Below are 19,187 nucleotides of genomic sequence, written 5' to 3' on the forward strand. Positions count from 1 at the left end.
GCTTACATACTCACCTCCGATCACTCGCTGCACTGGACACCCCATGGTCCGTTTCCGTCGTCGACCTTTTGAGGATCTGCAAGAGCCCTTTGCAGCAGAACCGCTGGCGCCGGCAGCCCTGCCAACCGCCGCATTGCCGTTCGTACAGCAGTTGCGCCTGCACCTGGCAAGCGACGGCCCGCTGCAACGGCGTCCGGCCCATGCCGCGATCATCCATGACGGCGCCACCGTGTGCTGGCTGGATGCCAGGAACGATCGGATGATGACCACTGCACCCGCGCCGATCACGCTGACGCTGCTGCAGAAGCTGCTGGGCGATGCGGACCCTGCGCTCAGCCTGGTGCCGGTGACGCAGGACGTGTTCGTGCAGCGTGCGACGGTGTCCAGCAACATTCCACTGCGCCTGACGCTGTGGAACATCGCCCTGGCCACCGCCGGGCATGGCACGCCAATGCAGCCCCTGCACGACGGCACCAAGCTGCGCCTTCGACGCTGGCCGGACTTCCGCATCCTGGCCCATCGCCCCGATCACTTCCGGCTGTGTGCGCTGCTGATCAAGCAGGGTGCATCCGTGCAGGCGTGCTGCGCCATCCTCGACCTGCCACGCCGAAGCGTGCAGTCATTCTTCAATGCGGCCTTCCTCACCGCCTACGCCTTTCCCGTCGTGGGCGAGGACGCGCCCGTGCGCCCCTCGCCCACCGACGGCCTCGTCAATCTGTGGCGACAACTTCGCATCCGCTGGAGTGCAGACCGTGCGTGAGCACAAGATCGTAGTGATGGGCCCCCTCGGCGCGGGCAAGTCCACCCTGGTACAGACGCTGACCCGGGGCAAGGCCGTGGTGACCGAGGCCCGCAATACCGACCCCGCCGTGGGCAAGCAGTACACCACCGTGGCGATGGACTATGGCGACATCGACCTGCCCGGCGGTGACCGCCTGCGCCTGTATGGATCGCCCGGGCAGGAGCGCTTTTCATACATCTGGCCGATCCTGCTGGCCGGCGCCGAAGGTGCCATCGTCCTGATCGATGGCAGCGCCGGCGTGGACAACACGCTGGCTGGGCAGCACCTGAGAGCCATCGCAGACAGCGCGCCGGGCCTGCCAGTGGTCATCGGCTTCACCCGATGCGGCAGCACCGATGATCCGGTACAGCCGCACTGGCAGGACTGGTTGCAGGACCATGCACCGCACCTGCCGGCACTGCCACTGGACCCACGCGACATGGCACAGGCCATCACCGCGATGGATCTGCTGATGAGCCAGATCGAATGCAACGCCATGGCGGTCACCCATGCATGACATCGACCGCACTTCGGCATTGGACGCGCTGGTACGCGACGTCACCGGCATCCAGGCCCTCGTCGTTGCCAGCACCGATGGTTTCGCACTGGCCCAGGCCGGCCCGCAGGGCCATGTCGCCGATCGCCTGGCCGCGATGACCAGTTCGATGCTCGGCCTGGCCAGTGCACTGGGCCGCGAACTGCACTTCGGTGAGCTCGACACGCTGATCCTCGATGCCGCCGACGGCAAGGTACTGATGCTCGCCATCCCCGGAAAGCAGCCGCGCCTGCTGATGACCGCGTGCGACCACCGCTGTGTCATCGGCAACGTGCTCTGGCATGCCAAGCAGTGCGTGCGCGCCCTGGCCGACAGTCTGAACTGATGCATGTCTTTCTCACTGCTCAGACGGCTGTTCACCCTCTCTCACCCGCAACGGACCACTGAAATGAATATCGCCATCAACAAATGCCTGGACACGCTCATGCAGATCAACGGCGCGCAAGCCGTTGCCCTGGTCGATTACGAAAGCGGCATGCTGCTGGGTGAAGCCGGCTCGGGCGTGGACATGGAACTGGCGGCCGCAGGCAACACCGAAGTGCTGCGCGCCAAAATGAAGACCGCCGAAGCACTGAACCTCAACGACAACATCGAAGACGTGCTGATCACGCTGGGACGTGCTTACCACGTGCTGCGCCCGGTGTCGGCCAAGAAGGGGTTGTTCTTCTACGTGGTACTGGACCGGCAGAAGGCCAATCTCGCCCTCGCACGGCGCATGGTGCTGGACGTGGAGAGTTCGCTGGCGCTGTAACACCCGGCAACGACAGACAGGGGATGGAAACGCCGGGGCTGCTCTGGGGAGAGCGGCCCCGGCCTGCGAGTGCGCCCCGCACACCCCACTCACCATCGGGAATCCCTTGCATGCCAGCTGGATCGTCAGCGCACGCAGCGCGCCACGTGTCATCACGCTACCCGCCCTGGGCCGTGACGGGCATCACCGTCGCACTGGTCGCCGTCTACGCGATTCTGTTGCTTGCCCCCGCCATGGACGGCCATGCCAGCCGCGTGCGCTTGCGTGACGCGGCCAACGCGCTGGGCAACGCCATCACCACCGTCGAAGCCAGTTACGCCGCGGGCGATCTCACCTTGACCGACCAGCACCTGGGCTTGCCTGCCAGTGCCGCGTACTGCAGCCATCTGCGTGCCTCGCTGCCGGATACAGGGCGTGCCGTGCTGACGTGCGAGCTGCGCGAGACTGCCGCCCTCGGTGGCAGCATCAGGTGGTCGCGTACCGTTTCAGGCGAGTGGCGATGCCATGCGCGCGCCCCGGATGTGCACGCTGTGCCGGTGACGTGCGCCACGCAATGAAAGCGCGGCATCGGATTATTTGCAAAACACAGGCCCAGGCAGTTCAGAAAGTAGATTTTACGACTTCTGGAATATCCCCATTGGGGCATGCGTGATTTTCTAGGACTGCGCCACGAATCCTCCTTTCGCGGCCACACCCACGAATCACCCATGTCACAAAGGATTATCATGAATATCGATTCCGCCCAAGCATCGCGCACAGGCATGCGCGCCTCCCGGCAAAAGGGTTTCTCCCTTATTGAACTCATGGTGGTGGTGGCGATCATCGGCATCCTGGCGATGATTGCGCTGCCTCAGTATCAGAAGTTCTCTACGAAATCGAAGGTGACTTCGGCACTTGCGGAACTGACGAGTGGGAAAATCGGCGTTGAAGCGCTGCTGGCCGAAGGTGCGGATATGACTGGCGCCGACGCGACCTATGTCGGGATGCCAGCCAAGAGCTCCAGGTGCACTGACTTCGATGTGAGCATGAGTGGCACCGGCGAGGGGAGCCTGGTCTGCAATCTCAAGGACGACGCAAACTACGGCACGGCCCAGACTCTGAGTCTGGATCGCACCGCTGAGGGCATCTGGACCTGCTCAAGTTCAATTTCCGACTTGAGCGTCTTGCCGGAAGGTTGCAAGACCTGATCCCAGCAAAGGCAAGGGCCGGTAATGGAGCACATTCCGGCCTTCTGACGAACCTCAGTGCACATCACCGTTCCGCAGGAAACCTGCCATGTCCCCCAAGATCGTACGCAGCACTCACTCCCACACCTTGGTACAGCGCGGATTCTCTCTTGTCGAGCTGATCGTAGCAGTGGCAATCATTGCAATTCTGGCATTGATCGCGCTGCCCCAGTATCAGAAATACGCGATCCGCGCCAAGCTTGCAACCGCGCTCTCCGAGGTTTCAGCTGCAAAACCGGTAGTTGAGGCCATTCTTGCCGAAGGACGGGCGTTACCAACCGGACAGACCGTAAAACCAGAAGAATTCGGGCTCCCGCAGCAGACCTCGCAATGCGCATCCTTCACTGCAATATCCATTGATTTTGGCGCTCTGGAGATCTGGTGCAACCTGAGGTTCTCCGGGCGCTACAATGTCAGCGCCGTGGATATTATTCGCCAAGAAGATGGGGCTTGGAGATGCCGCATTGACGCAGGGGACGCCAGCTGGCTTCCTGCCGGCTGCACCCAGCACTAATGAGAGCAGCGACGTATCAGTGCTGGGCGGCCAAAGGCCCGTCTGCTGGCCAGCTACGCAAGGCTCACCGCTGTAAGTCGTGCTGGTGTTGAACGAGGAGTCGATTGCAGTCCTGTAGTGGACCTCTCGCTCGCTACGTTGACCATTACGATGCATGGGTTTCCCGGCGGGATGTGACAGTCATTGTCAGCGATGGCGCTCTTCAGGTTTCATCCTCATTCGCTGCATGAAGAGTATCGGCATCAATCTCTTTCACAGTGCATATGGGAATGCAAATCCCTGGGGAGACCGGCTATTCCAATCCGGCATTCCCCATATTCTCCACAACCTTCTGCCCGAGCTGTACCAACCCGACTGACTGACACGCAAGCATGCGATCCACGCAGGCTGCTGAGCCGTCCTTTTCCGCCACCAACACCCCGCATTCGTATTGGATGTTTCCCTGCAAGAGGCAAACACCCGTGGATCACATCCCCTCCATCGCGCTCGCCGATCCTAATCCTTGGGTCCGTCGTGAACTGGTGCGCAGCGTCCAGCCCCATCTGGATGGCAAGGTGCTCAGCGAAGCCCGCTCGCCCGCCGAGGTTCTGATGCAGATCGCCAACCCGCACTGCAAGGTGCTGGTCATCGATCCGTGCATGCCCACCGTGGGCCAGACCGATGGCATGCCGCTGCTGCGCCAGATCTGCTGCCTGCGCAGGGACCTGCTCATTCTGGTCCTGGCCCAGCAACCCCTGCGCCTGCTGCAGGATCGCGCCCTGCCAGCCCAGGTCGGGCACGTCTATGCGAAGACGGTCAACCCACTGTGGCTGTGCCGTTTCATCAACCAGGCACTGCGCGATGAATCGACTGGCGTTACACCACTGGCGCAGGATGCAGGCCGCTGACCGGCGCGGCGGCAGCGGGCAGTGCCTCGAAATGCACGGCGTCCACGCTGTTGCCCAGCGCTTCCACGCGCACCGTGCTGCCCTGGCCGGTGCGTCGGTGGTGGGCGCTGGCCCGGCCAACCGCAGCATCGAAAGCGGCGGCGCCGCTGCTGAAGGCTTCGGCCACGCCTGCGGCGGGGTCCAGCAGGGACCACTGTGCGGCACTGCACTTGACGGTAATGACCATGGGAGGCTCCTTGTGGGGAAACGGCGCAGGGGGCGCATGACCCTCTGCTGATGACGTCACCGTAGCCAGCCCATCAGCGCGGTCCTATCAGATAAGTACGAAAAACCCTCGCCCGGGTGTCAGAACACCACGCTCATCACATCCCTGAGCCTGTTTAGCCTGTTCATTCCGTGATCCTTGTCACGGAGTCGGTTCAGCTTCACACTACCGTCACTAACAGGGGCCCCTTCCACATGCGCACCTTCTTCTCGCAGCAGCGCGGGACGCTGCTCAAGTTCTATTTCGTGGCCAGCTATCTGGTGCTGATCGAAGAACTGATCCGCGCCGCCATGCATTGAGTGCTTGCTGGCAGCACGGCGCCAGCAGAAACTGTTGCTCCAAGGTATGGAGTTCGCCCGATGAAAGCGCTTCTTCTGATTCCAGCGCTGCTGGTCCTGTCCGCGTGCGCCAACCAGCATCAGGCGGCCGCCAGTGCCGATGCCGCAGCCAGCTCGCCGGCCACGCCAAGGGTCGGCGCTGACCGCGACGCCCATGGCTGCATCGGCTCGGCCGGCTACCAGTGGTGCGAACACAGCCAGCGCTGCGAGCGGCCGTGGGAACTGGCGCAGGCCCAGGGGTTGGCCAATAGCGCCGAAGCGATCGATGCCTACTGCGCGAAGCCGGCCAGTCCGGCGCGCAAGTGAGCCGCGCGCACCATGGCTGAGCTCAGTCCGCTGCCCGCCCTCGCACCGGGCCGCTACCGCCATTTCAAGGGCGGCGAGTACGAAGTGATCGGCATCGTCCGCAGCAGCGAGACGCTGGAGCCGCTGGTGCTGTACCGCGCGCTCTATGGCGAAGGTGGGCTGTGGGTGCGCCCCTACCCGATGTTCGTCGAGCAGGTTCCCGGCGAACACGGCCCGCAGCCGCGCTTCGCGCGTATCGGCGATTGAATCCGCATTGCCGGCCAAGGCCGGCAGTGGCTGCCCGGCACCGGGCCTGCGTTACAATCGTACCGTCCAGTCGGTTTCTTTCCGCCATGTCCGCATCTTCCTCCCGCTCGCGCCGCAAGGCGCCCGACAGCGTGCGCTAGTCGCTGCTGCAGGCCACCATCGACGTGATCGCACGGCAGGGACTGGCGGCCTTGACCGTGCAGGACATCGCACAGGCGGCCGGCGTCAGCAAAGGCGCGCTGTTCCATCACTTCGTCAGCAAGCAGGCGCTGGTCGATGCCGCCATCGCCACGCTCATCGCCGAATTCGAAGCGCAGGTACGTGGCCTGATGGCAGGCAGTGCGCAGTACGGCTGCTTCAGCCGCGCCTATGTGCGCGCCAACTTCGACCACCTGCTGCAGCAGGAACGGGTGAACGACATCGGGCTGACCCTGGGCAACATGCTTGAACCGGCGCTGCTTGCGCAGTGGGGCGCCTGGCTGCGGCGCATGCTGGCCGAGTTCCCGGAGGAAGCCGCCAATCCCCGCCTGTATGCGGCGCGCTGTGTTGCCGACGGCTACTGGGCCACCGCCTACGGCCGGCCGCTGGACGAGGAAGAACGCATCAATGCGCTGGCCATGGCCGAGCAGGCCCTGAAGCTGTGTGACCCCCTGTAAGCCGGAGCCCGCGATGAATCCCTACGTCTACCTCGCCGCCGCGATCGTGCTGGAAGTGATCGCCACGTCGCTGCTCAAGGCCTCCGATGGCATGAGCCGGCTGCTGCCCACGCTGGGTGCGCTGGTCGGCTATGGGCTGTGCTTCTACCTGCTGTCGGTGACCATGAAGTCGATACCGACCGGCATCGCCTACGCCATCTGGTCCGGCATCGGCATCGTGCTGATCTCGGTAATCGGGCTGGTGGTGTTCAAGCAGCGCCTGGATGCGCCGGCGCTGATCGGCATCGGGCTGATCTGCGCCGGCGTGCTGGTGATCAACCTGTTCTCGCGCAGCAGCGCACACTGAGCACGCTGCCGCGCGGCGCACTAACTGACCTTCTTCGCCACGGTCATGCCCAGCAGGAACAGCACCACGGCGATGATGATGCCGGCCCAGAACAGGAACTTGGCGATGCCGACCGCCGCGCCGGCAATGCCGCCGAAGCCGAGCACGCCTGCGATGACGCCGATGATGGCGAAAATGATGGCCCACTTGATCATGTCAAACCTTTCCCTGCGGGGACTGCGTACTGGATGATCAGGCTAGGCCGTGGCCGATGCGGCACTCGTGAACAGGCCGCGTGCGCGGCGTGAATCAGCGCGGGCGGAAACGCAGCAGGGCTACCGCGAACGCCAGGAACACGCTGCCCACCAGGCGCTCGAACCAGCGCCGTGCAAACGGCTCTGCCAGCCAGCGGCGCAGGCCATGGCCACCGGCTGCATACATCACGTACCAGAACAGCTCGCAGCCGGCGAAGGTAGCCACCAGCACGCTGTACTGCAGCGCCTGGCCGCGCGAAGGGTCGACGAACTGCGGCAGGAACGCCGTCGCGAACAGCAGCAGCTTGGGATTGCTCAGGCCGACCAGAAGTCCCCCGCGGAACACTGTCCATGCGCCGAGTGCCGGCGCGACCGCCAGCCCTGCATCCACGGTCACCGGCGGCGCCGGGCGGCCGCTGTCACGCCATGCCTTCAGCCCCAGCCAGGCCAGGTAGGCCACGCCCAGGTAACGCAGCCCTTCGAACAGCATCGGCGAGGAATGCAGCAGCGCGCTCAGGCCCGCCGCGGACGCGGCCAGCACCAGCAGCATCGCCAGCAGGCAGCCCGCCATCGCCGGCACGCTGCCACGAAAACCCAGCCCGACGCTGCGGCCCAGGATATGCAGCATGTTCGGCCCCGGGGTGCCACACAGCACGAACACGGTGGCCAGGAACCACCACCAGGTATGCAGGGCCATCGCGCACATCCACTCCAGAAGACCGCACCAGCATAGGGCGTGCCCGCAGCGCACGGAACATACAGCCCACCGTGGATGCAGTGGTTACAGATTTCCGGGATCGGCAGCCGCGCGCCTTCTGTGCTGCAATGGAGGCCCCTGGCATGGAGCGGTGCATGAAGACCCTTGGCCTGATCGGCGGCATGAGCTGGGAGAGCTCGGCGCAGTATTACCGGCTCATCAACGAGGAGATCCGTGATCGCCTGGGCGGCGCCCACTCGGCGCAACTGCTGCTGTGGTCGGTGGATTTCGCCGGCATCAAGCAGCTGCAGCACGACGGTGACTGGGATGCGCTGGGCGACCACATGGCCGATGCCGCACGGCGCCTGCAGGCCGGCGGCGCCGACCTGCTGCTGATCTGCACCAACACGATGCACAAGCTGACCGACCGCATCGAAGCCGCCTGTCCCCTGCCGCTGCTGCATATCGCCGACCCGACCGCGAACGCGATCGTGCAGGCGGGTGCGCGCAGGGTAGGCCTGCTCGGCACCGCCTTCACCATGGAGCAGGACTTCTACCGTGGGCGGCTGCAGGAGCGCTTCGGTCTGGAGGTGCTGGTGCCCGATGCCGAAGATCGTCGCAGCGTGCACGACATCATCTACCAGGAACTGATCGCTGGCGTGGTCAGCGAGCAGTCACGGCGGGTCTATGCCGCGGTCATCGCGCGCCTGGTCGCGCGCGGCGCAGAGGCGATCATCCTCGGCTGTACCGAGATCATGCTGCTGGTGCGGCCGGAGGACAGCGCGGTGCCGTTGTTCGATACCACCACCCTGCATGCGCGGGCCGCGGTGGACGCGGCGCTGGCCTGACCCCACGCGCGATGCGGCGCGGAATCAGTCCGCGCCCTGCACTTCCAGCGCGGTGATCAACCAGTCGACCACCGCCTGCGAATCGCACAGGAAGAAGATGGCATCGCCGGAGCGCGCTTCGGTGAGCAGGCGATACACCGTGATCGCCACCGCCGACTGGTTGGCGATGAACACTTCCGGGCTGCGCGGCCCTTCGCTGTGCCCGGCCACGGCATGCAATGCCTTGCGCGCGGCCACGGTCGACGCCGGGTCCGCGCTGCGGGTCAGTTCCGGCCCGCGCAGGCCCCACGCAATGAACACATGCTTGCCCTTGAACGTGGTGTCCAGGACCTGCACCTCGGCGCCGGTGTCGGCCGAGCGATGAATGACAGTACTGCTGATCAACGCAACCCCCTGTGGTCGTCGTGGTCCGCGCATCCTCCCCCACAGGCCGCCCGCACACCAGTGACGGCAGCCGCAGGCTGCGCCGACAGGCGTGGAAGACATGTAAGAAGACGTAAACCGATGCGATCGGATGTGCAGCGATGATACGGGATGTAAGCCTCTGCATGGGCCAGCGCGTACTAGTAAACCCCCACTGAGCCCGTTCCGGAACGGTGCGTTCCGGCGGCCCCGGGCTGGGTCATTCTTGCCGCCCGATCCACCACCCGAGGCCCCTGATGACCCACCGCCTGCTGTTACCGATCACCGCCGCCGCGCTTGTCCTGCTGCTGGCTGCCACCGCCGTGGCCGCCCAGGATTACGACACGGATCACGTTCCAGCGCTGCGCTGCGAATCGCAGTTCAACAAGACCCAGCAGTGCGCCATCGAAGGCCCGATGCGGCTGGCCCGGCAGCTGTCGGTTACCCGCTGCGTGGAGAACCAGAACTGGGGCCAGCGCCGCCGCATGCTGTGGGTCACTGACGGCTGCCGCGCCGAGTTCGTCGCCGACGAGTACGGTCGCTGGCCCGGGCGCGGGCGTGATCGCGACGACGAGGGCGAACGCCTGGTCTGCGAGTCGTACGAGAAGAAGGACAAGGAATGCCGCATCCGCGTGCGCCACGAAGTGCGCCTGGTCAAGCAGAAGTCGGTGACGGCCTGTGTCGAGGACCGCAACTGGGGCTGGGACCGCCGTGGCATCTGGGTCAGCGACGGCTGCCGTGCCGAGTTCCGGGTCTATTGACTGCCGAGCACGTGCTGGCTGCGGCGGATCGGTGATCGCAACCGGCGTGACCGATAGACTGCATGCAACCGCCCGAGGAACGATTGATGACATCGCTGGATCCCTCCACGACGACGCTGCAGATCCGCGACGCCCGCCCCGGCGATGCCGCCGCGCTGATCGCGCTGGACAGCGTGGCGGCACACGACCCGCGACGGGCGACGCAGATCGGCCGGTGGCTGGCGCAGGGCCATGTGCACGTGGCCGAGCAGGATCGCGTGGCTGTCGGCTACCTGGTCATCCATCACCACTTCTTCGGCGAAGCCTTCGTTGAAATGCTGATGGTGGGCCCGGCACGGCGCGGCCAGGGCATCGGTGCCGCCCTGCTTCGCCACGCCATTGCGCGACGCGGCGGCGGCAAGCTGTTCACCTCCACCAACAGCTCCAACAGCAACATGCAGCGCCTGCTTGCTGCGTCGGGCTTCGTCGACAGCGGCATCGTGCACGGATTGGACGAGGGCGATGCGGAACGGATCTACCGCTTCGCTGGAGATTGATCGCGCTGCGCCACGCGCACAAAAAAGCCCACGCATCGCTGCGCGGGCTTCTTGATTCATCACAGTGGTCGGGACGGCCGGATTCGAACCGACGACCCTCTGCCCCCCAGGCAGATGCGCTACCAGGCTGCGCTACGCCCCGACTGATGCTGCGATGTGCCCGCCAGTGCGGCGGGCCGTGAAGTATAGCGGATTACGAAGGAAATGGGATCAGCGGCGCAGCAACTGCAGCACTTCTTCCAGCTCCATGCGCACCTGCTTGATGATCTGGTTGCTCAGCGCCGATTCCTCGCGCGCATCAGGACCGTCCAGGCGCAGGCGTGCACCACCGATGGTGTAGCCCTGTTCGTACAGCAGGCTGCGGATCTGCCGCACCATCAGCACGTCGTGGCGCTGGTAGTAGCGGCGGTTGCCTCGGCGCTTGGCCGGCTCAAGGCTGGGAAACTCGGTTTCCCAGTAGCGCAGGACGTGCGGCTTGACGTCGCACAGCTCGCTGACTTCACCGATGGTGAAGTAGCGCTTGGCCGGGATCGGCGGTAGTTCGCGGTTACTGCCCGGATCCAGCATAAGCTTCCACCCTCTCCTTGAGCTTCTGGCCCGGACGGAAGGTGACCACCGTACGGGCGGAAATCGGAATTTCCTCGCCGGTCTTGGGGTTGCGACCCGGGCGCTGGTTCTTGCGCCGCAGATCGAAATTACCGAAGCCCGACAGCTTCACCTGACGTCCCTGTTCCAATGCTTCACGCAGCACATCGAAAAACGCGTCGACGAATTCCTTGGCTTCCCGCTTGTTCAGACCGACTTCGTCGAACAGCTTTTCCGCCATCTCCGCCTTGGTCAATGCCATTGCCTGCTACCCCCGAGTGCTGCCCGCTCAGCCGCGGATCCGGGCGTGGTGTTCACGCTCGATGGCAGTGACCGCCTCGGCCACCACCGCATCCACGTCGCGGTCCGTCAGAGTGCGCGACTTGTCCTGCAAAATCAAGCCCATAGCGAGACTCTTGAATCCCGGCTCGACGCCCTGGCCGACATAGCGGTCGAACAGGTTCAGGTCGCGCAGCAGCGGCCCGGCGGCCTGGCGGACGGTGGCGGCCAGATCGGCCCAGGCCACCTGTTCAGGCACCAGGAACGCCAGGTCGCGGCGCACCGCGGGGTAGCGCGACAGTTCGCCGGCACGCGGCAGGCGGCGGGCGGTCAGCGGCTCCAGGTCCAGCTCGAACGCATAGACATCGGCCTCGATCTCCATCGCCTTGGCCAGGCGCGGGTGGATCTGGCCAATCCAGCCAATGGCCACGCCATCGCGCAGCACCTCGGCCGAACGCACCGGGTGGCCGTAGGCACGGGCCGACGGGCGGAACTCCAGCTGCGCGCCACTGGCGGCGGCCAGCGACTCCAGGTCGCCCTTCAGATCATGGAAATCGACCTTGCGGGTCGGCAGGCCCCACTGCACCGCCTGCGCCTCGCCGCAGACCGCGGCGGCCACACGCGGTGTTTCCAGCGGTGCCGGCCGGCTTTCGCCGGGCGACGCGTTGCCGGCCTGCTGGGCGAACACCCGTCCGAGTTCGAACAGGCGCACCCGGCCCAGCTGGCGGGCGGCATTACGGCCGAGCGTGGCGACCAGGCCCGGCAGCAGCGACGGGCGCATCACCGCCAGTTCGGCCGACAGCGGGTTGGCCAGCGGCACCAGGCCGTCGCGCAGCTGCCACTGGGTCAGCAGCGCGTCGTCGACGAAGGCGAAATTGACCGTTTCCTGCTGGTCACGGGCGATCAGCTGGCGACGTACACTCAGCGCATCCAGCTGGGTTTCGCTCGGCATCGCCACGCGCGAGGCACCGCCCGGCAGCGTGGTCGGGATCTGCTCGTAACCGTGGATGCGGGCCAGCTCCTCGATCAGGTCTTCCTCGATGGCGATGTCGAAGCGGCGGCTCGGCGCGGCCACCTGCCAGCCCTCGGCCGTCGCGCTCACGTCCATGCCCAGCGCGCGCAGGATGCGCTCGACTTCGGCGTCTTCGATGGTGATGCCGAGCACGCGGGTGATGCGCGCGCGGCGCAGCACGATGGTTGCCGGCTGCGGCAGATCGGCCTCACGCACGGCCTCGGTGACCGGTGCCGGGGTGCCGCCGGCCAGGTCCAGCACCAGGCGGGTGGCGTATTCGATGGCGGTGCGCGGCAGTGCCGGATCGACACCACGCTCGAAGCGGTGGCCGGCATCGGTGTGCAGGCCCAGCTTGCGGCCACGGCCCATGATCGCGGCCGGCGCGAAGTGCGCGGCCTCCAGGAACACGGCGGTGGTGGCGTCGGTGACGCGGGTGTCGAAGCCGCCCATCAGGCCGGCCAGGCCGACCGCGCGGTCAGCGTCGGTCACCACCAGGAAGCTGTCGTCCAACGCAGCATCGCGGCCGTCCAGCAGCTTCAGCGTCTCGCCGGTACGCGAACGGCGCACGGCGATGCTGCCCTGCAGGGTGCCGAGGTCGTAGGCATGCATCGGCTGGCCCAGCTCCAGCATCACGTACTGGGTGATGTCGACCAGCAGCGACACCGGGCGCACGCCGCTGCGGCGCAGGCGCTCGGCCATCCACAGCGGGGTCTTCGCCGCAGCGTTGACGCCCTCGATGACACGGCCGAGGTAACGCGGCGCTTCAGCACCGGCATCCAGCTGGATCGACAGTTCACGGCTGCCGACCGCCGCAATGGCGTCGGCGGCGAAATCCAGCACTTCGCTGCGGGTCGCGGCGGCGACGTCGAAGGCGATGCCACGCAGGCTGAAGCAGTCGGCGCGGTTCGGGGTCAGCTTGATCTCGATGCTGGCGTCGGGCAGGCCCAGGTACTCGACCAAGGACTGGCCGACCGGAGCGTCATCGGGCAGTTCCAGCAGGCCGGACGCATCGCTGTCCAGGCCCAGTTCCTTGGCCGAGCACAGCATGCCGTTGGACTCGACGCCGCGCAGCTTGGCCGGCTTGATCTTCAGCTCGCCGATCTGCGCACCAACCATCGCCAGCGGCGCGACCAGGCCCGGGCGCGCGTTCGGCGCACCGCAGACGATCTGCAGCAGCTCGCCCTGCCCGGCATCGACCCTGCACACCTGCAGGCGGTCGGCTTCCGGATGGCGGACGGCCTCGACGATGCGTGCCACGACCACGTGATCGAGGCCTTCGCCCAGCGCGGTCACTTCTTCCACTTCCAGGCCGATGGCGGTCAGCACCGCACTCAGTTCATCGCGCGAAGCGCTGGTCGGGACGTGGCTGCGCAGCCAGTTTTCGGAGAATTTCATGGTGTCACCCTGGTGGGCCCGGCGCACGCGCCTGGGCCTGCGAATTTGGAAGCTGTCGTATTACGCGAACTGTTTCAGGAAGCGCACGTCGTTCTCGAAGAACGCGCGCAGGTCGTTGACGCCGTAGCGCAGCATCGCGAAGCGCTCCACCCCCATGCCGAAGGCGAAGCCGGTGTAGCGCTCCGGATCGATGCCGACGTTGCGCAGCACGTTCGGATGGACCATGCCGCAGCCGAGCACTTCCAGCCAGCGGGTGCTGCCATCGGGCTGCTGCCAGGCGATGTCCACTTCCGCACCCGGTTCAACGAACGGGAAATAGCTGGGGCGGAAGCGCATTTCGAAATCGCGCTCGAAGAAGGCGCGCACGAACTCGGCCAGCGTGCCCTTCAGGTCGGCGAAGGTCGAATGCTCGTCCACCAGCAGGCCTTCCACCTGGTGGAACATCGGCGAGTGGGTCTGGTCACTGTCGCTGCGGTACACCTTGCCCGCGGCGATCATGCGCAGCGGCGGCGCGTGGTCGCCCATGTAGCGCACCTGCACACCCGAGGTATGCGTGCGCAGCAGGCGGCCGTCGCCGAAGTAGAAGGTGTCATGCATCGCGCGCGCCGGATGGTGCGGCGGGAAGTTCAGCGCCTCGAAGTTGTGCCAGTCGTCCTCGATCTCCGGCCCTTCCGACAGCTCGTAGCCCAGGCGGCCGAAGATGCCGGTGATGCGCTCCAGGGTGCGGGTGATCGGGTGCAGGCCGGCGCGCTCGCCGTTGCGGCCCGGCAGGGTGATGTCGATGGCTTCAGCGGCCAGGCGCGCATCCAGTGCCGCGTCTTCCAGCAGCGCCTTGCGCTCGCCCAGCGCGCGGGTCAGCGCATCGCGGGCCTGGTTGATGGCTTCACCGGCGGCCTTGCGCTCGTCGGCCGGCAGGGCGCCGAGCTGCTTGAGCTGCGAGGTGATGCTGCCGCTCTTGCCAAGCAGGGCCACGCGCAGCTGTTCCAGCACGTCGGGGCTCTGTGCGGCGGCCACATCGGCCAGCGCCTGGGTGGTGAGGGATTGGATGTCGCTCATGGGGGGCCGGAACTCCAGTCGATCTGCCATCGCGATGCGCGAAGGGCCGACCCCTGTCGCCACCGCCGTCCCTGCGCTGCCGCTGTGGCCGCGCCGGGACCCAAAAAAGAATGGGGAAGGACTTGCGCCCTTCCCCATGCATTGCCTTGACCTGACACCGTTCCGAGTGAACGGTTACGGCATCGGGAAGGACTTATGCCGCCAGCGCGCCCTTGGCCTTTTCGGCCAGCGCGGCAAAACCGGCTGCGTCGTGCACGGCGATGTCAGCCAGGACCTTGCGGTCCAGGGTGATGCCAGCCTTCAGCAGGCCGTTCATGAAGCGGCTGTAGCTCAGGCCGTTGATGCGGGCAGCCGCATTGATACGGGTGATCCACAGCGAACGGAAGTTGCGCTTCTTCTGCTTACGGCCGATGTAGGCGTACTGCTGTGCCTTGATGACGGCCTGCTTGGCAACGCGGAAGACCTTGCGACGGGCGTTGTAATAGCCCTTGGCGAGATCCAGGATTTTCTTGTGGCGGCGACGCGCCTGTACGCCACGCTTAACTCGTGCCATTTTTCAGTTCCTCAGAGGTAAGGGAGCATGCGGTCCAGACGGCCTGCGTCTTCTGCACGGACATGGCCCGTCTGACGCAGATTACGCTTACGCTTGGTCGCTTTCTTCGTGAGGATGTGGCTACGGTTGGCGTGGCCGCACTTGTACTTGCCCGAGGCGGTCTTGCGGAAACGCTTGGCCGCTGCCCGGTTGGTCTTGATCTTGGGCATTGCAATGTCCTTGATGGGATTTGACCCTGGTTTCTGACTGATCTGGCGGCGGCCTGGGCCGCTCTTTCCGTCCTGCCATGATCGGCGTACGACCCGTCCTGGGTGGGTCGAGCCGGGCATGATACAGGCAAAACCGCCCTGTCACCAGCCCCTGCAACCCTTTCACCGGCAATTCACCGGGGTGCCGCAAAAGCAAAGGGACGCCATCGGCGCCCCTTCACCCTGAACCATTCAGCCAGGCGCCCCGGAAGGCGGCCGGTCAGGCCTCAGGTCTTCTTCTTAGGTGCGATCATCATGACCATCTGACGCCCTTCCAGGCGCGGACGGGATTCAATGACGATGTCCTCGCCCAGATCGGCCTCGATCCGGTTGGCCATTTCGCGGCCCAGTTCCTGGTGGCTCATTTCACGGCCACGGAAACGGATGTTGACCTTGATCTTGTCACCATCTTCGAGGAACTCACGCATCTTGCGCAGCTTGATCTGGTAGTCGCCCTCGTCCGTGACCGGACGGAACTTCACTTCCTTGATCTCGACCTGCTTGCTCTTCTTCTTGGCCTCGTTGGCCTTCTTCTGCGCTTCGAACTTGAACTTGCCGAAGTCCATGATCTTGCAGACCGGCGGATCGGCCTGCGGCTGGATCTCGACCAGGTCCAGGCCTTCATCTTCGGCCATGGACAGCGCTTCGTCGCGCGACAACACGCCGATCATTTCTCCGTCACTGCCGATCACGCGGACGCGCGGCACACGGATTTCCTGATTCTTGCGGTTCTGTTTGTTGTCAGGGGTGCTGATATTACGTTCTCCCAAGGGTATCGAACCGGTCCGGGTGCCTGTGCGCCCGGACCGGACCTTTGCTTACGCGCCCTCGGCGTGGAGCCGCTCGATGAAGGCCTGCAGGCTCATGCTGCCCAGGTCTTCGCCAGAACGCGTACGCACCGCTACAGCGCCGTTTTCCTTCTCGCGGTCACCAATGACCAGCAGGTACGGCACGCGCTGCAACGTATGCTCGCGGATTTTATAGCCGATCTTCTCGTTACGCAAATCCGAGCTGACGCGGAAGCCTTGCTCCGCAAGGGTTTTGGTCACGCCCGAGACGTATTCAGCCTGGGCGTCGGTGATGTTGGCCACCACCACCTGGGTCGGCGCCAGCCAGGCCGGGAACTGGCCGGCGTGGTGCTCGATCAGGATGCCCAGGAAGCGCTCCATCGAGCCGACGATGGCCCGGTGCAGCATGACCGGGTGCTTTTTCTGGCTGTTCTCGTCCACGTACTCGGCGCCGAGGCGGCCCGGCATCATGAAGTCGACCTGCATGGTACCCAGCTGCCACGTACGGCCGATGGCGTCCTTCAGGTGGTACTCGATCTTCGGGCCGTAGAAGGCGCCCTCGCCCGGCAGCTCCTGCCACTCCACGCCACAGGCGGTCAGCGCCGAGCGCAGCGCGCCTTCGGCCTTGTCCCAGGTGGCGTCATCGCCCAGTCGCGATTCCGGGCGCAGCGCGATCTTGATCTGGATCTCGTCGAAGCCGAAGTGCTGGTAGACCGCAAGCGCCTGCTGGTGGAACGCGGTCACTTCCGATTCGATCTGGTTTTCGGTGCAGAACACATGCCCGTCGTCCTGGGTAAAGCCACGCACGCGCAGAATGCCGTGCAGCGCGCCGGACGGCTCGTTGCGGTGGCAGGAACCGAACTCACCGTAGCGGATCGGCAGGTCGCGGTAGCTGTGCAGGCCCTGGTTGAACACCTGGATGTGGCCCGGGCAGTTCATCGGCTTGACCGCGTAGGTGCGCTTCTCCGATTCAGTGAAGAACATGTTGTCCTGGTAGTTGTCCCAGTGACCGGACTTCTTCCACAGGCTCACGTCCAGGATCTGTGGGCAGCGCACTTCGCCGTAGCCGCTGTTGCGGTATACCTTGCGCATGTACTGCTCGACCACCTGCCACAGCGCCCAGCCCTTCGGGTGCCAGAACACCAGGCCCGGCGCCTCTTCCTGCAGGTGGAACAGGTCCTGCTGCTTGCCGATGCGGCGGTGGTCGCGCATCTCGGCTTCTTCGATGCGCTTGATGTACGCCTCAAGCTGCTTCTTGTCTGCCCAGGCGGTGCCGTAGATGCGCTGCAGCTGCTCGTTCTGCGCGTCGCCACGCCAGTATGCGCCGGAAATGCGGGTCAGCTTGAAGGCCTTCAGGAAGCGCGTGTTCGGCACGTGCGGGCCGCGGCACATGTCCACGTATTCCTGGTGGTAGTACATGCCCATCGCCTGGATGTCGTCGGACATGTCCTCGATCAGGCGCAGCTTGTAGTCCTCGCCACGGGCCTTGAAGATCTCGACCACCTCGGCGCGCGGCGTCATCTTCTTGATGACGTCGTAGTCCTGGGCGATCAGCTCGCCCATGCGCTTCTCGATCGCCGCCATGTCGTCCGGGGTGAACGGGCGCTCGGAGTAGATGTCGTAGTAGAAGCCCTCGGCGATCACCGGGCCGATGACCATCTTGACGTCCGGGTACAGCTGCTTGACGGCGTGGCCGACCAGGTGCGCGCAGGAGTGGCGGATGATCTCCACGCCCTCCTCGTCCTTGGCGGTGATGATGCGCAGGCTGGCATCGTGGTCGATGACATCGCTGGCATCGACCAGCACGCCATCGACCGAACCGGCGATGGTGGCCTTGGCCAGGCCGGCGCCGATCGACTGGGCGACGTCCATGACGCTGACGGGGTTTTCGAACTCGCGGCGGCTGCCGTCGGGAAGGGTGATATTGATCATCGCAGTGGCTTCGTGCGGGGCCCGCCGGGCGGGCTGGAAAGCGTTCCCGGGCGATGGCCCGGGCAATAAAAAAGCGCCGCGAGGGCGCCTGGAACGCAGGGCCTTCGGGAGCAGGTCAACCGTGGGCGGTGGTAGTGCTCATGTCGCACGCTCGGCCGGCGCTGGGCGCGGGCCACCTTGTTCCAGTCAGGGCTCTGCGACGATCTTAAACCAGCAGGGAGGAAAGCCCAAGGGCTACCGTACGGTCCGCTGAATGGCCAGCGCTGGCGGCGTGAAAACGCAATGATTACCATGTCCGCGCAGCCCGCCCCGTGCCAGCCTGCCCGCTTCCCTCCAGGACCTCGTGATGCGTCACCCGCTCCGACCGGCTCCCGCCGGCCCCGCCCGTGCCCCGCGTTCGTCGGCCCGCTGCCAACGCGGTCGCCCGCAATGATCACCGTCGGCCTTTCCACGCTGGGATTCTGCAGCCTGGGCATGCTGGCGGCGATGTTCTCGGCGCTGGCGTTCTATGCCGCCTCGCCGCACTGCCGCTGGCCGCGCCTGCGCCGCGCAGGACGCCTCGGCCACCAGATCGGCCTGGTCGCCGCCGCCGCATCGCTGTGGCTGTGGATGGCCGAGCTGGGCTTCGCCGCTGGCCTGGTCGCAATGCTGTGCACCTGGATGCTGTCGGCAATGCTGCTGCCGGCATTGGCCGCGTGGCATCGCCCCGGCGCGGAGACACCGTGATGTGGGCGCGCGCGCTTGCCGGTATCTTCGCCGGCTTCTTCCTGGCGGCCGCCGCCACCGGGCTGGTCACCTGGCTGCCACCCGGCCCGTGGCAGAACGCCCTGGTGCCTGCGCTGATTTCCTTCGTGCCGCTGTGGATGCTGGCGGCTTTGTGGGCCTTCAGTTTCCGCCGCGCGGGGTATGCCTGGCTGGCCCTGGCCGGCAGCGCGGCGGCCGGTTTCGGTGTGCTCGGGCTGCTGCGCATGGCCGGCGCCGTGCAATGAG

Annotated in this window: 29 protein-coding genes and 1 tRNA gene; 17 read left to right on the top strand and 13 right to left on the bottom strand. The window is 65.6% G+C overall.

The features are described from left to right. The first annotated feature begins 262 nt into the window (after positions 1-262). From AC5P7U_RS17335 to AC5P7U_RS17370, 8 genes are all read left to right on the top strand, one after another. Positions 263-760: a hypothetical protein gene (locus tag AC5P7U_RS17335; RefSeq protein ID WP_414555544.1), complete on the top strand. Its 498-nt coding sequence runs from the start codon at positions 263-265 to the stop codon at positions 758-760. Beyond that, on the top strand, positions 753-1,298 hold the full coding sequence (locus tag AC5P7U_RS17340; RefSeq protein ID WP_414555542.1) for a GTP-binding protein: 546 nt from the start codon (positions 753-755) through the stop codon (positions 1,296-1,298). Before AC5P7U_RS17335 ends, AC5P7U_RS17340 begins: the two co-directional genes overlap by 8 nt. Beyond that, positions 1,291-1,662 carry a roadblock/LC7 domain-containing protein gene (locus AC5P7U_RS17345; RefSeq protein ID WP_006457733.1) on the top strand — a complete coding sequence of 124 codons (372 nt, stop codon included), beginning with the start codon at positions 1,291-1,293 and terminating at the stop codon, positions 1,660-1,662. The genes AC5P7U_RS17340 and AC5P7U_RS17345 overlap by 8 nt, the downstream gene beginning before the upstream one ends. A 63-nt stretch (positions 1,663-1,725) precedes the next feature. Beyond that, positions 1,726-2,088: a hypothetical protein gene (locus AC5P7U_RS17350; protein WP_008266506.1), complete on the top strand. Its 363-nt coding sequence runs from the start codon at positions 1,726-1,728 to the stop codon at positions 2,086-2,088. 173 nt (positions 2,089-2,261) lie between these two features. Next, positions 2,262-2,645, top strand: coding sequence for a pilin (locus tag AC5P7U_RS17355; RefSeq protein ID WP_414555540.1), 384 nt, complete (start codon positions 2,262-2,264; stop codon positions 2,643-2,645). 168 nt (positions 2,646-2,813) lie between these two features. After that, on the top strand, positions 2,814-3,275 hold the full coding sequence (locus AC5P7U_RS17360) for a pilin (protein ID WP_006457741.1): 462 nt from the start codon (positions 2,814-2,816) through the stop codon (positions 3,273-3,275). Between the two features lie 88 nt (positions 3,276-3,363). After that, positions 3,364-3,828, top strand: a complete 465-nt coding sequence (locus AC5P7U_RS17365) for a pilin (RefSeq protein ID WP_197563384.1) — start codon at positions 3,364-3,366, stop codon at positions 3,826-3,828. Between the two features lie 371 nt (positions 3,829-4,199). Continuing rightward, positions 4,200-4,715 carry a response regulator gene (locus AC5P7U_RS17370; RefSeq protein ID WP_197563386.1) on the top strand — a complete coding sequence of 172 codons (516 nt, stop codon included), beginning with the start codon at positions 4,200-4,202 and terminating at the stop codon, positions 4,713-4,715. Here the strand turns inward: AC5P7U_RS17370 and AC5P7U_RS17375 are convergent. Continuing rightward, entirely contained in the window at positions 4,684-4,941 is a 258-nt protein-coding gene (locus tag AC5P7U_RS17375) for a hypothetical protein (protein WP_006457745.1), read from the bottom strand. The two genes, AC5P7U_RS17370 and AC5P7U_RS17375, sit on opposite strands and share 32 nt — an antisense overlap. Positions 4,942-5,339: 398 nt before the next feature. Here AC5P7U_RS17375 and AC5P7U_RS17380 point away from each other — a divergent pair, with 398 nt between their 5' ends. The 4 genes from AC5P7U_RS17380 (at position 5,340) to AC5P7U_RS17395 (ending at position 6,872) form a co-directional block, all read left to right on the top strand. Beyond that, complete coding sequence (locus tag AC5P7U_RS17380) at positions 5,340-5,624, top strand: hypothetical protein (RefSeq protein ID WP_133935195.1); 285 nt, start codon at positions 5,340-5,342, stop codon at positions 5,622-5,624. A gap of 12 nt (positions 5,625-5,636) precedes the next feature. After that, positions 5,637-5,870: a DUF1653 domain-containing protein gene (locus tag AC5P7U_RS17385; RefSeq protein WP_197563388.1), complete on the top strand. Its 234-nt coding sequence runs from the start codon at positions 5,637-5,639 to the stop codon at positions 5,868-5,870. Positions 5,871-6,016: 146 nt separating this feature from the next. Next, positions 6,017-6,526 (top strand): TetR/AcrR family transcriptional regulator, encoded by a 510-nt coding sequence (locus AC5P7U_RS17390; RefSeq protein WP_495221295.1) that lies wholly within the window; start codon positions 6,017-6,019, stop codon positions 6,524-6,526. 13 nt (positions 6,527-6,539) lie between these two features. Continuing rightward, positions 6,540-6,872 carry an SMR family transporter gene (locus tag AC5P7U_RS17395; RefSeq protein ID WP_006457753.1) on the top strand — a complete coding sequence of 111 codons (333 nt, stop codon included), beginning with the start codon at positions 6,540-6,542 and terminating at the stop codon, positions 6,870-6,872. A 20-nt stretch (positions 6,873-6,892) separates the two neighbouring features. Here AC5P7U_RS17395 and AC5P7U_RS17400 read toward each other — a convergent pair whose 3' ends face one another. Both AC5P7U_RS17400 and AC5P7U_RS17405 read right to left on the bottom strand, forming a co-directional pair. Beyond that, the gene (locus AC5P7U_RS17400; protein WP_006380555.1) at positions 6,893-7,066 is read right to left on the bottom strand and encodes a DUF1328 domain-containing protein; all 174 of its coding nucleotides are present in this window, start codon (positions 7,064-7,066) and stop codon (positions 6,893-6,895) included. A gap of 94 nt (positions 7,067-7,160) precedes the next feature. After that, positions 7,161-7,802 (bottom strand): LysE family translocator, encoded by a 642-nt coding sequence (locus AC5P7U_RS17405; protein WP_006457755.1) that lies wholly within the window; start codon positions 7,800-7,802, stop codon positions 7,161-7,163. 155 nt (positions 7,803-7,957) lie between these two features. On the opposite strand from AC5P7U_RS17405, the gene AC5P7U_RS17410 reads away from it, so the two are divergent. Beyond that, positions 7,958-8,650 carry an aspartate/glutamate racemase family protein gene (locus tag AC5P7U_RS17410; RefSeq protein ID WP_197563392.1) on the top strand — a complete coding sequence of 231 codons (693 nt, stop codon included), beginning with the start codon at positions 7,958-7,960 and terminating at the stop codon, positions 8,648-8,650. A 24-nt stretch (positions 8,651-8,674) separates the two neighbouring features. Here AC5P7U_RS17410 and AC5P7U_RS17415 read toward each other — a convergent pair whose 3' ends face one another. Continuing rightward, positions 8,675-9,067, bottom strand: a complete 393-nt coding sequence (locus AC5P7U_RS17415) for a hypothetical protein (protein WP_006457793.1) — start codon at positions 9,065-9,067, stop codon at positions 8,675-8,677. Between the two features lie 242 nt (positions 9,068-9,309). Between AC5P7U_RS17415 and AC5P7U_RS17420 the strand changes: the two genes are divergently transcribed. Together AC5P7U_RS17420 and AC5P7U_RS17425 are read left to right on the top strand one after the other, a co-directional pair. After that, complete coding sequence (locus AC5P7U_RS17420; protein ID WP_006457795.1) at positions 9,310-9,813, top strand: DUF3011 domain-containing protein; 504 nt, start codon at positions 9,310-9,312, stop codon at positions 9,811-9,813. A gap of 86 nt (positions 9,814-9,899) precedes the next feature. Beyond that, a complete protein-coding gene (locus AC5P7U_RS17425; protein ID WP_006457797.1) occupies positions 9,900-10,349 on the top strand; it encodes a GNAT family N-acetyltransferase in 450 nt (149 codons plus the stop codon). A gap of 65 nt (positions 10,350-10,414) precedes the next feature. Here AC5P7U_RS17425 and AC5P7U_RS17430 read toward each other — a convergent pair. From AC5P7U_RS17430 to thrS, 9 genes are all read right to left on the bottom strand, one after another. Beyond that, positions 10,415-10,491: transfer RNA gene (locus AC5P7U_RS17430), tRNA-Pro, on the bottom strand. Between the two features lie 68 nt (positions 10,492-10,559). Next, positions 10,560-10,916 carry a MerR family transcriptional regulator gene (locus AC5P7U_RS17435; protein WP_005410431.1) on the bottom strand — a complete coding sequence of 119 codons (357 nt, stop codon included), beginning with the start codon at positions 10,914-10,916 and terminating at the stop codon, positions 10,560-10,562. After that, positions 10,897-11,196, bottom strand: a complete 300-nt coding sequence (locus AC5P7U_RS17440; protein ID WP_005410432.1) for an integration host factor subunit alpha — start codon at positions 11,194-11,196, stop codon at positions 10,897-10,899. The genes AC5P7U_RS17435 and AC5P7U_RS17440 overlap by 20 nt, the downstream gene beginning before the upstream one ends. A 27-nt stretch (positions 11,197-11,223) precedes the next feature. Next, positions 11,224-13,620 carry a phenylalanine--tRNA ligase subunit beta gene (pheT, locus tag AC5P7U_RS17445; protein ID WP_414555532.1) on the bottom strand — a complete coding sequence of 799 codons (2,397 nt, stop codon included), beginning with the start codon at positions 13,618-13,620 and terminating at the stop codon, positions 11,224-11,226. Between the two features lie 60 nt (positions 13,621-13,680). After that, complete coding sequence (locus AC5P7U_RS17450; RefSeq protein ID WP_072169124.1) at positions 13,681-14,676, bottom strand: phenylalanine--tRNA ligase subunit alpha; 996 nt, start codon at positions 14,674-14,676, stop codon at positions 13,681-13,683. 193 nt (positions 14,677-14,869) lie between these two features. Beyond that, positions 14,870-15,229 (bottom strand): 50S ribosomal protein L20, encoded by a 360-nt coding sequence (gene rplT, locus AC5P7U_RS17455; RefSeq protein WP_005410435.1) that lies wholly within the window; start codon positions 15,227-15,229, stop codon positions 14,870-14,872. 11 nt (positions 15,230-15,240) lie between these two features. Further along, the gene (gene rpmI / locus AC5P7U_RS17460) at positions 15,241-15,438 is read right to left on the bottom strand and encodes a 50S ribosomal protein L35 (RefSeq protein ID WP_005410436.1); all 198 of its coding nucleotides are present in this window, start codon (positions 15,436-15,438) and stop codon (positions 15,241-15,243) included. Positions 15,439-15,704: 266 nt separating this feature from the next. Next, a complete protein-coding gene (gene infC, locus AC5P7U_RS17465; RefSeq protein WP_080357233.1) occupies positions 15,705-16,247 on the bottom strand; it encodes a translation initiation factor IF-3 in 543 nt (180 codons plus the stop codon). Between the two features lie 48 nt (positions 16,248-16,295). Then, the gene (gene thrS, locus AC5P7U_RS17470; RefSeq protein WP_197563396.1) at positions 16,296-18,197 is read right to left on the bottom strand and encodes a threonine--tRNA ligase; all 1,902 of its coding nucleotides are present in this window, start codon (positions 18,195-18,197) and stop codon (positions 16,296-16,298) included. Positions 18,198-18,626: 429 nt separating this feature from the next. On the opposite strand from thrS, the gene AC5P7U_RS17475 reads away from it, so the two are divergent. Then, positions 18,627-18,923 (top strand): hypothetical protein, encoded by a 297-nt coding sequence (locus tag AC5P7U_RS17475; RefSeq protein WP_040007368.1) that lies wholly within the window; start codon positions 18,627-18,629, stop codon positions 18,921-18,923. After that, the gene (locus AC5P7U_RS17480) at positions 18,923-19,186 is read left to right on the top strand and encodes a hypothetical protein (RefSeq protein ID WP_197563406.1); all 264 of its coding nucleotides are present in this window, start codon (positions 18,923-18,925) and stop codon (positions 19,184-19,186) included. The genes AC5P7U_RS17475 and AC5P7U_RS17480 overlap by 1 nt, the downstream gene beginning before the upstream one ends. Position 19,187: the final 1 nt, after the last annotated feature.

It is taken from the genome of Stenotrophomonas sp. YJH_SMC_57 (genome assembly GCF_059369755.1).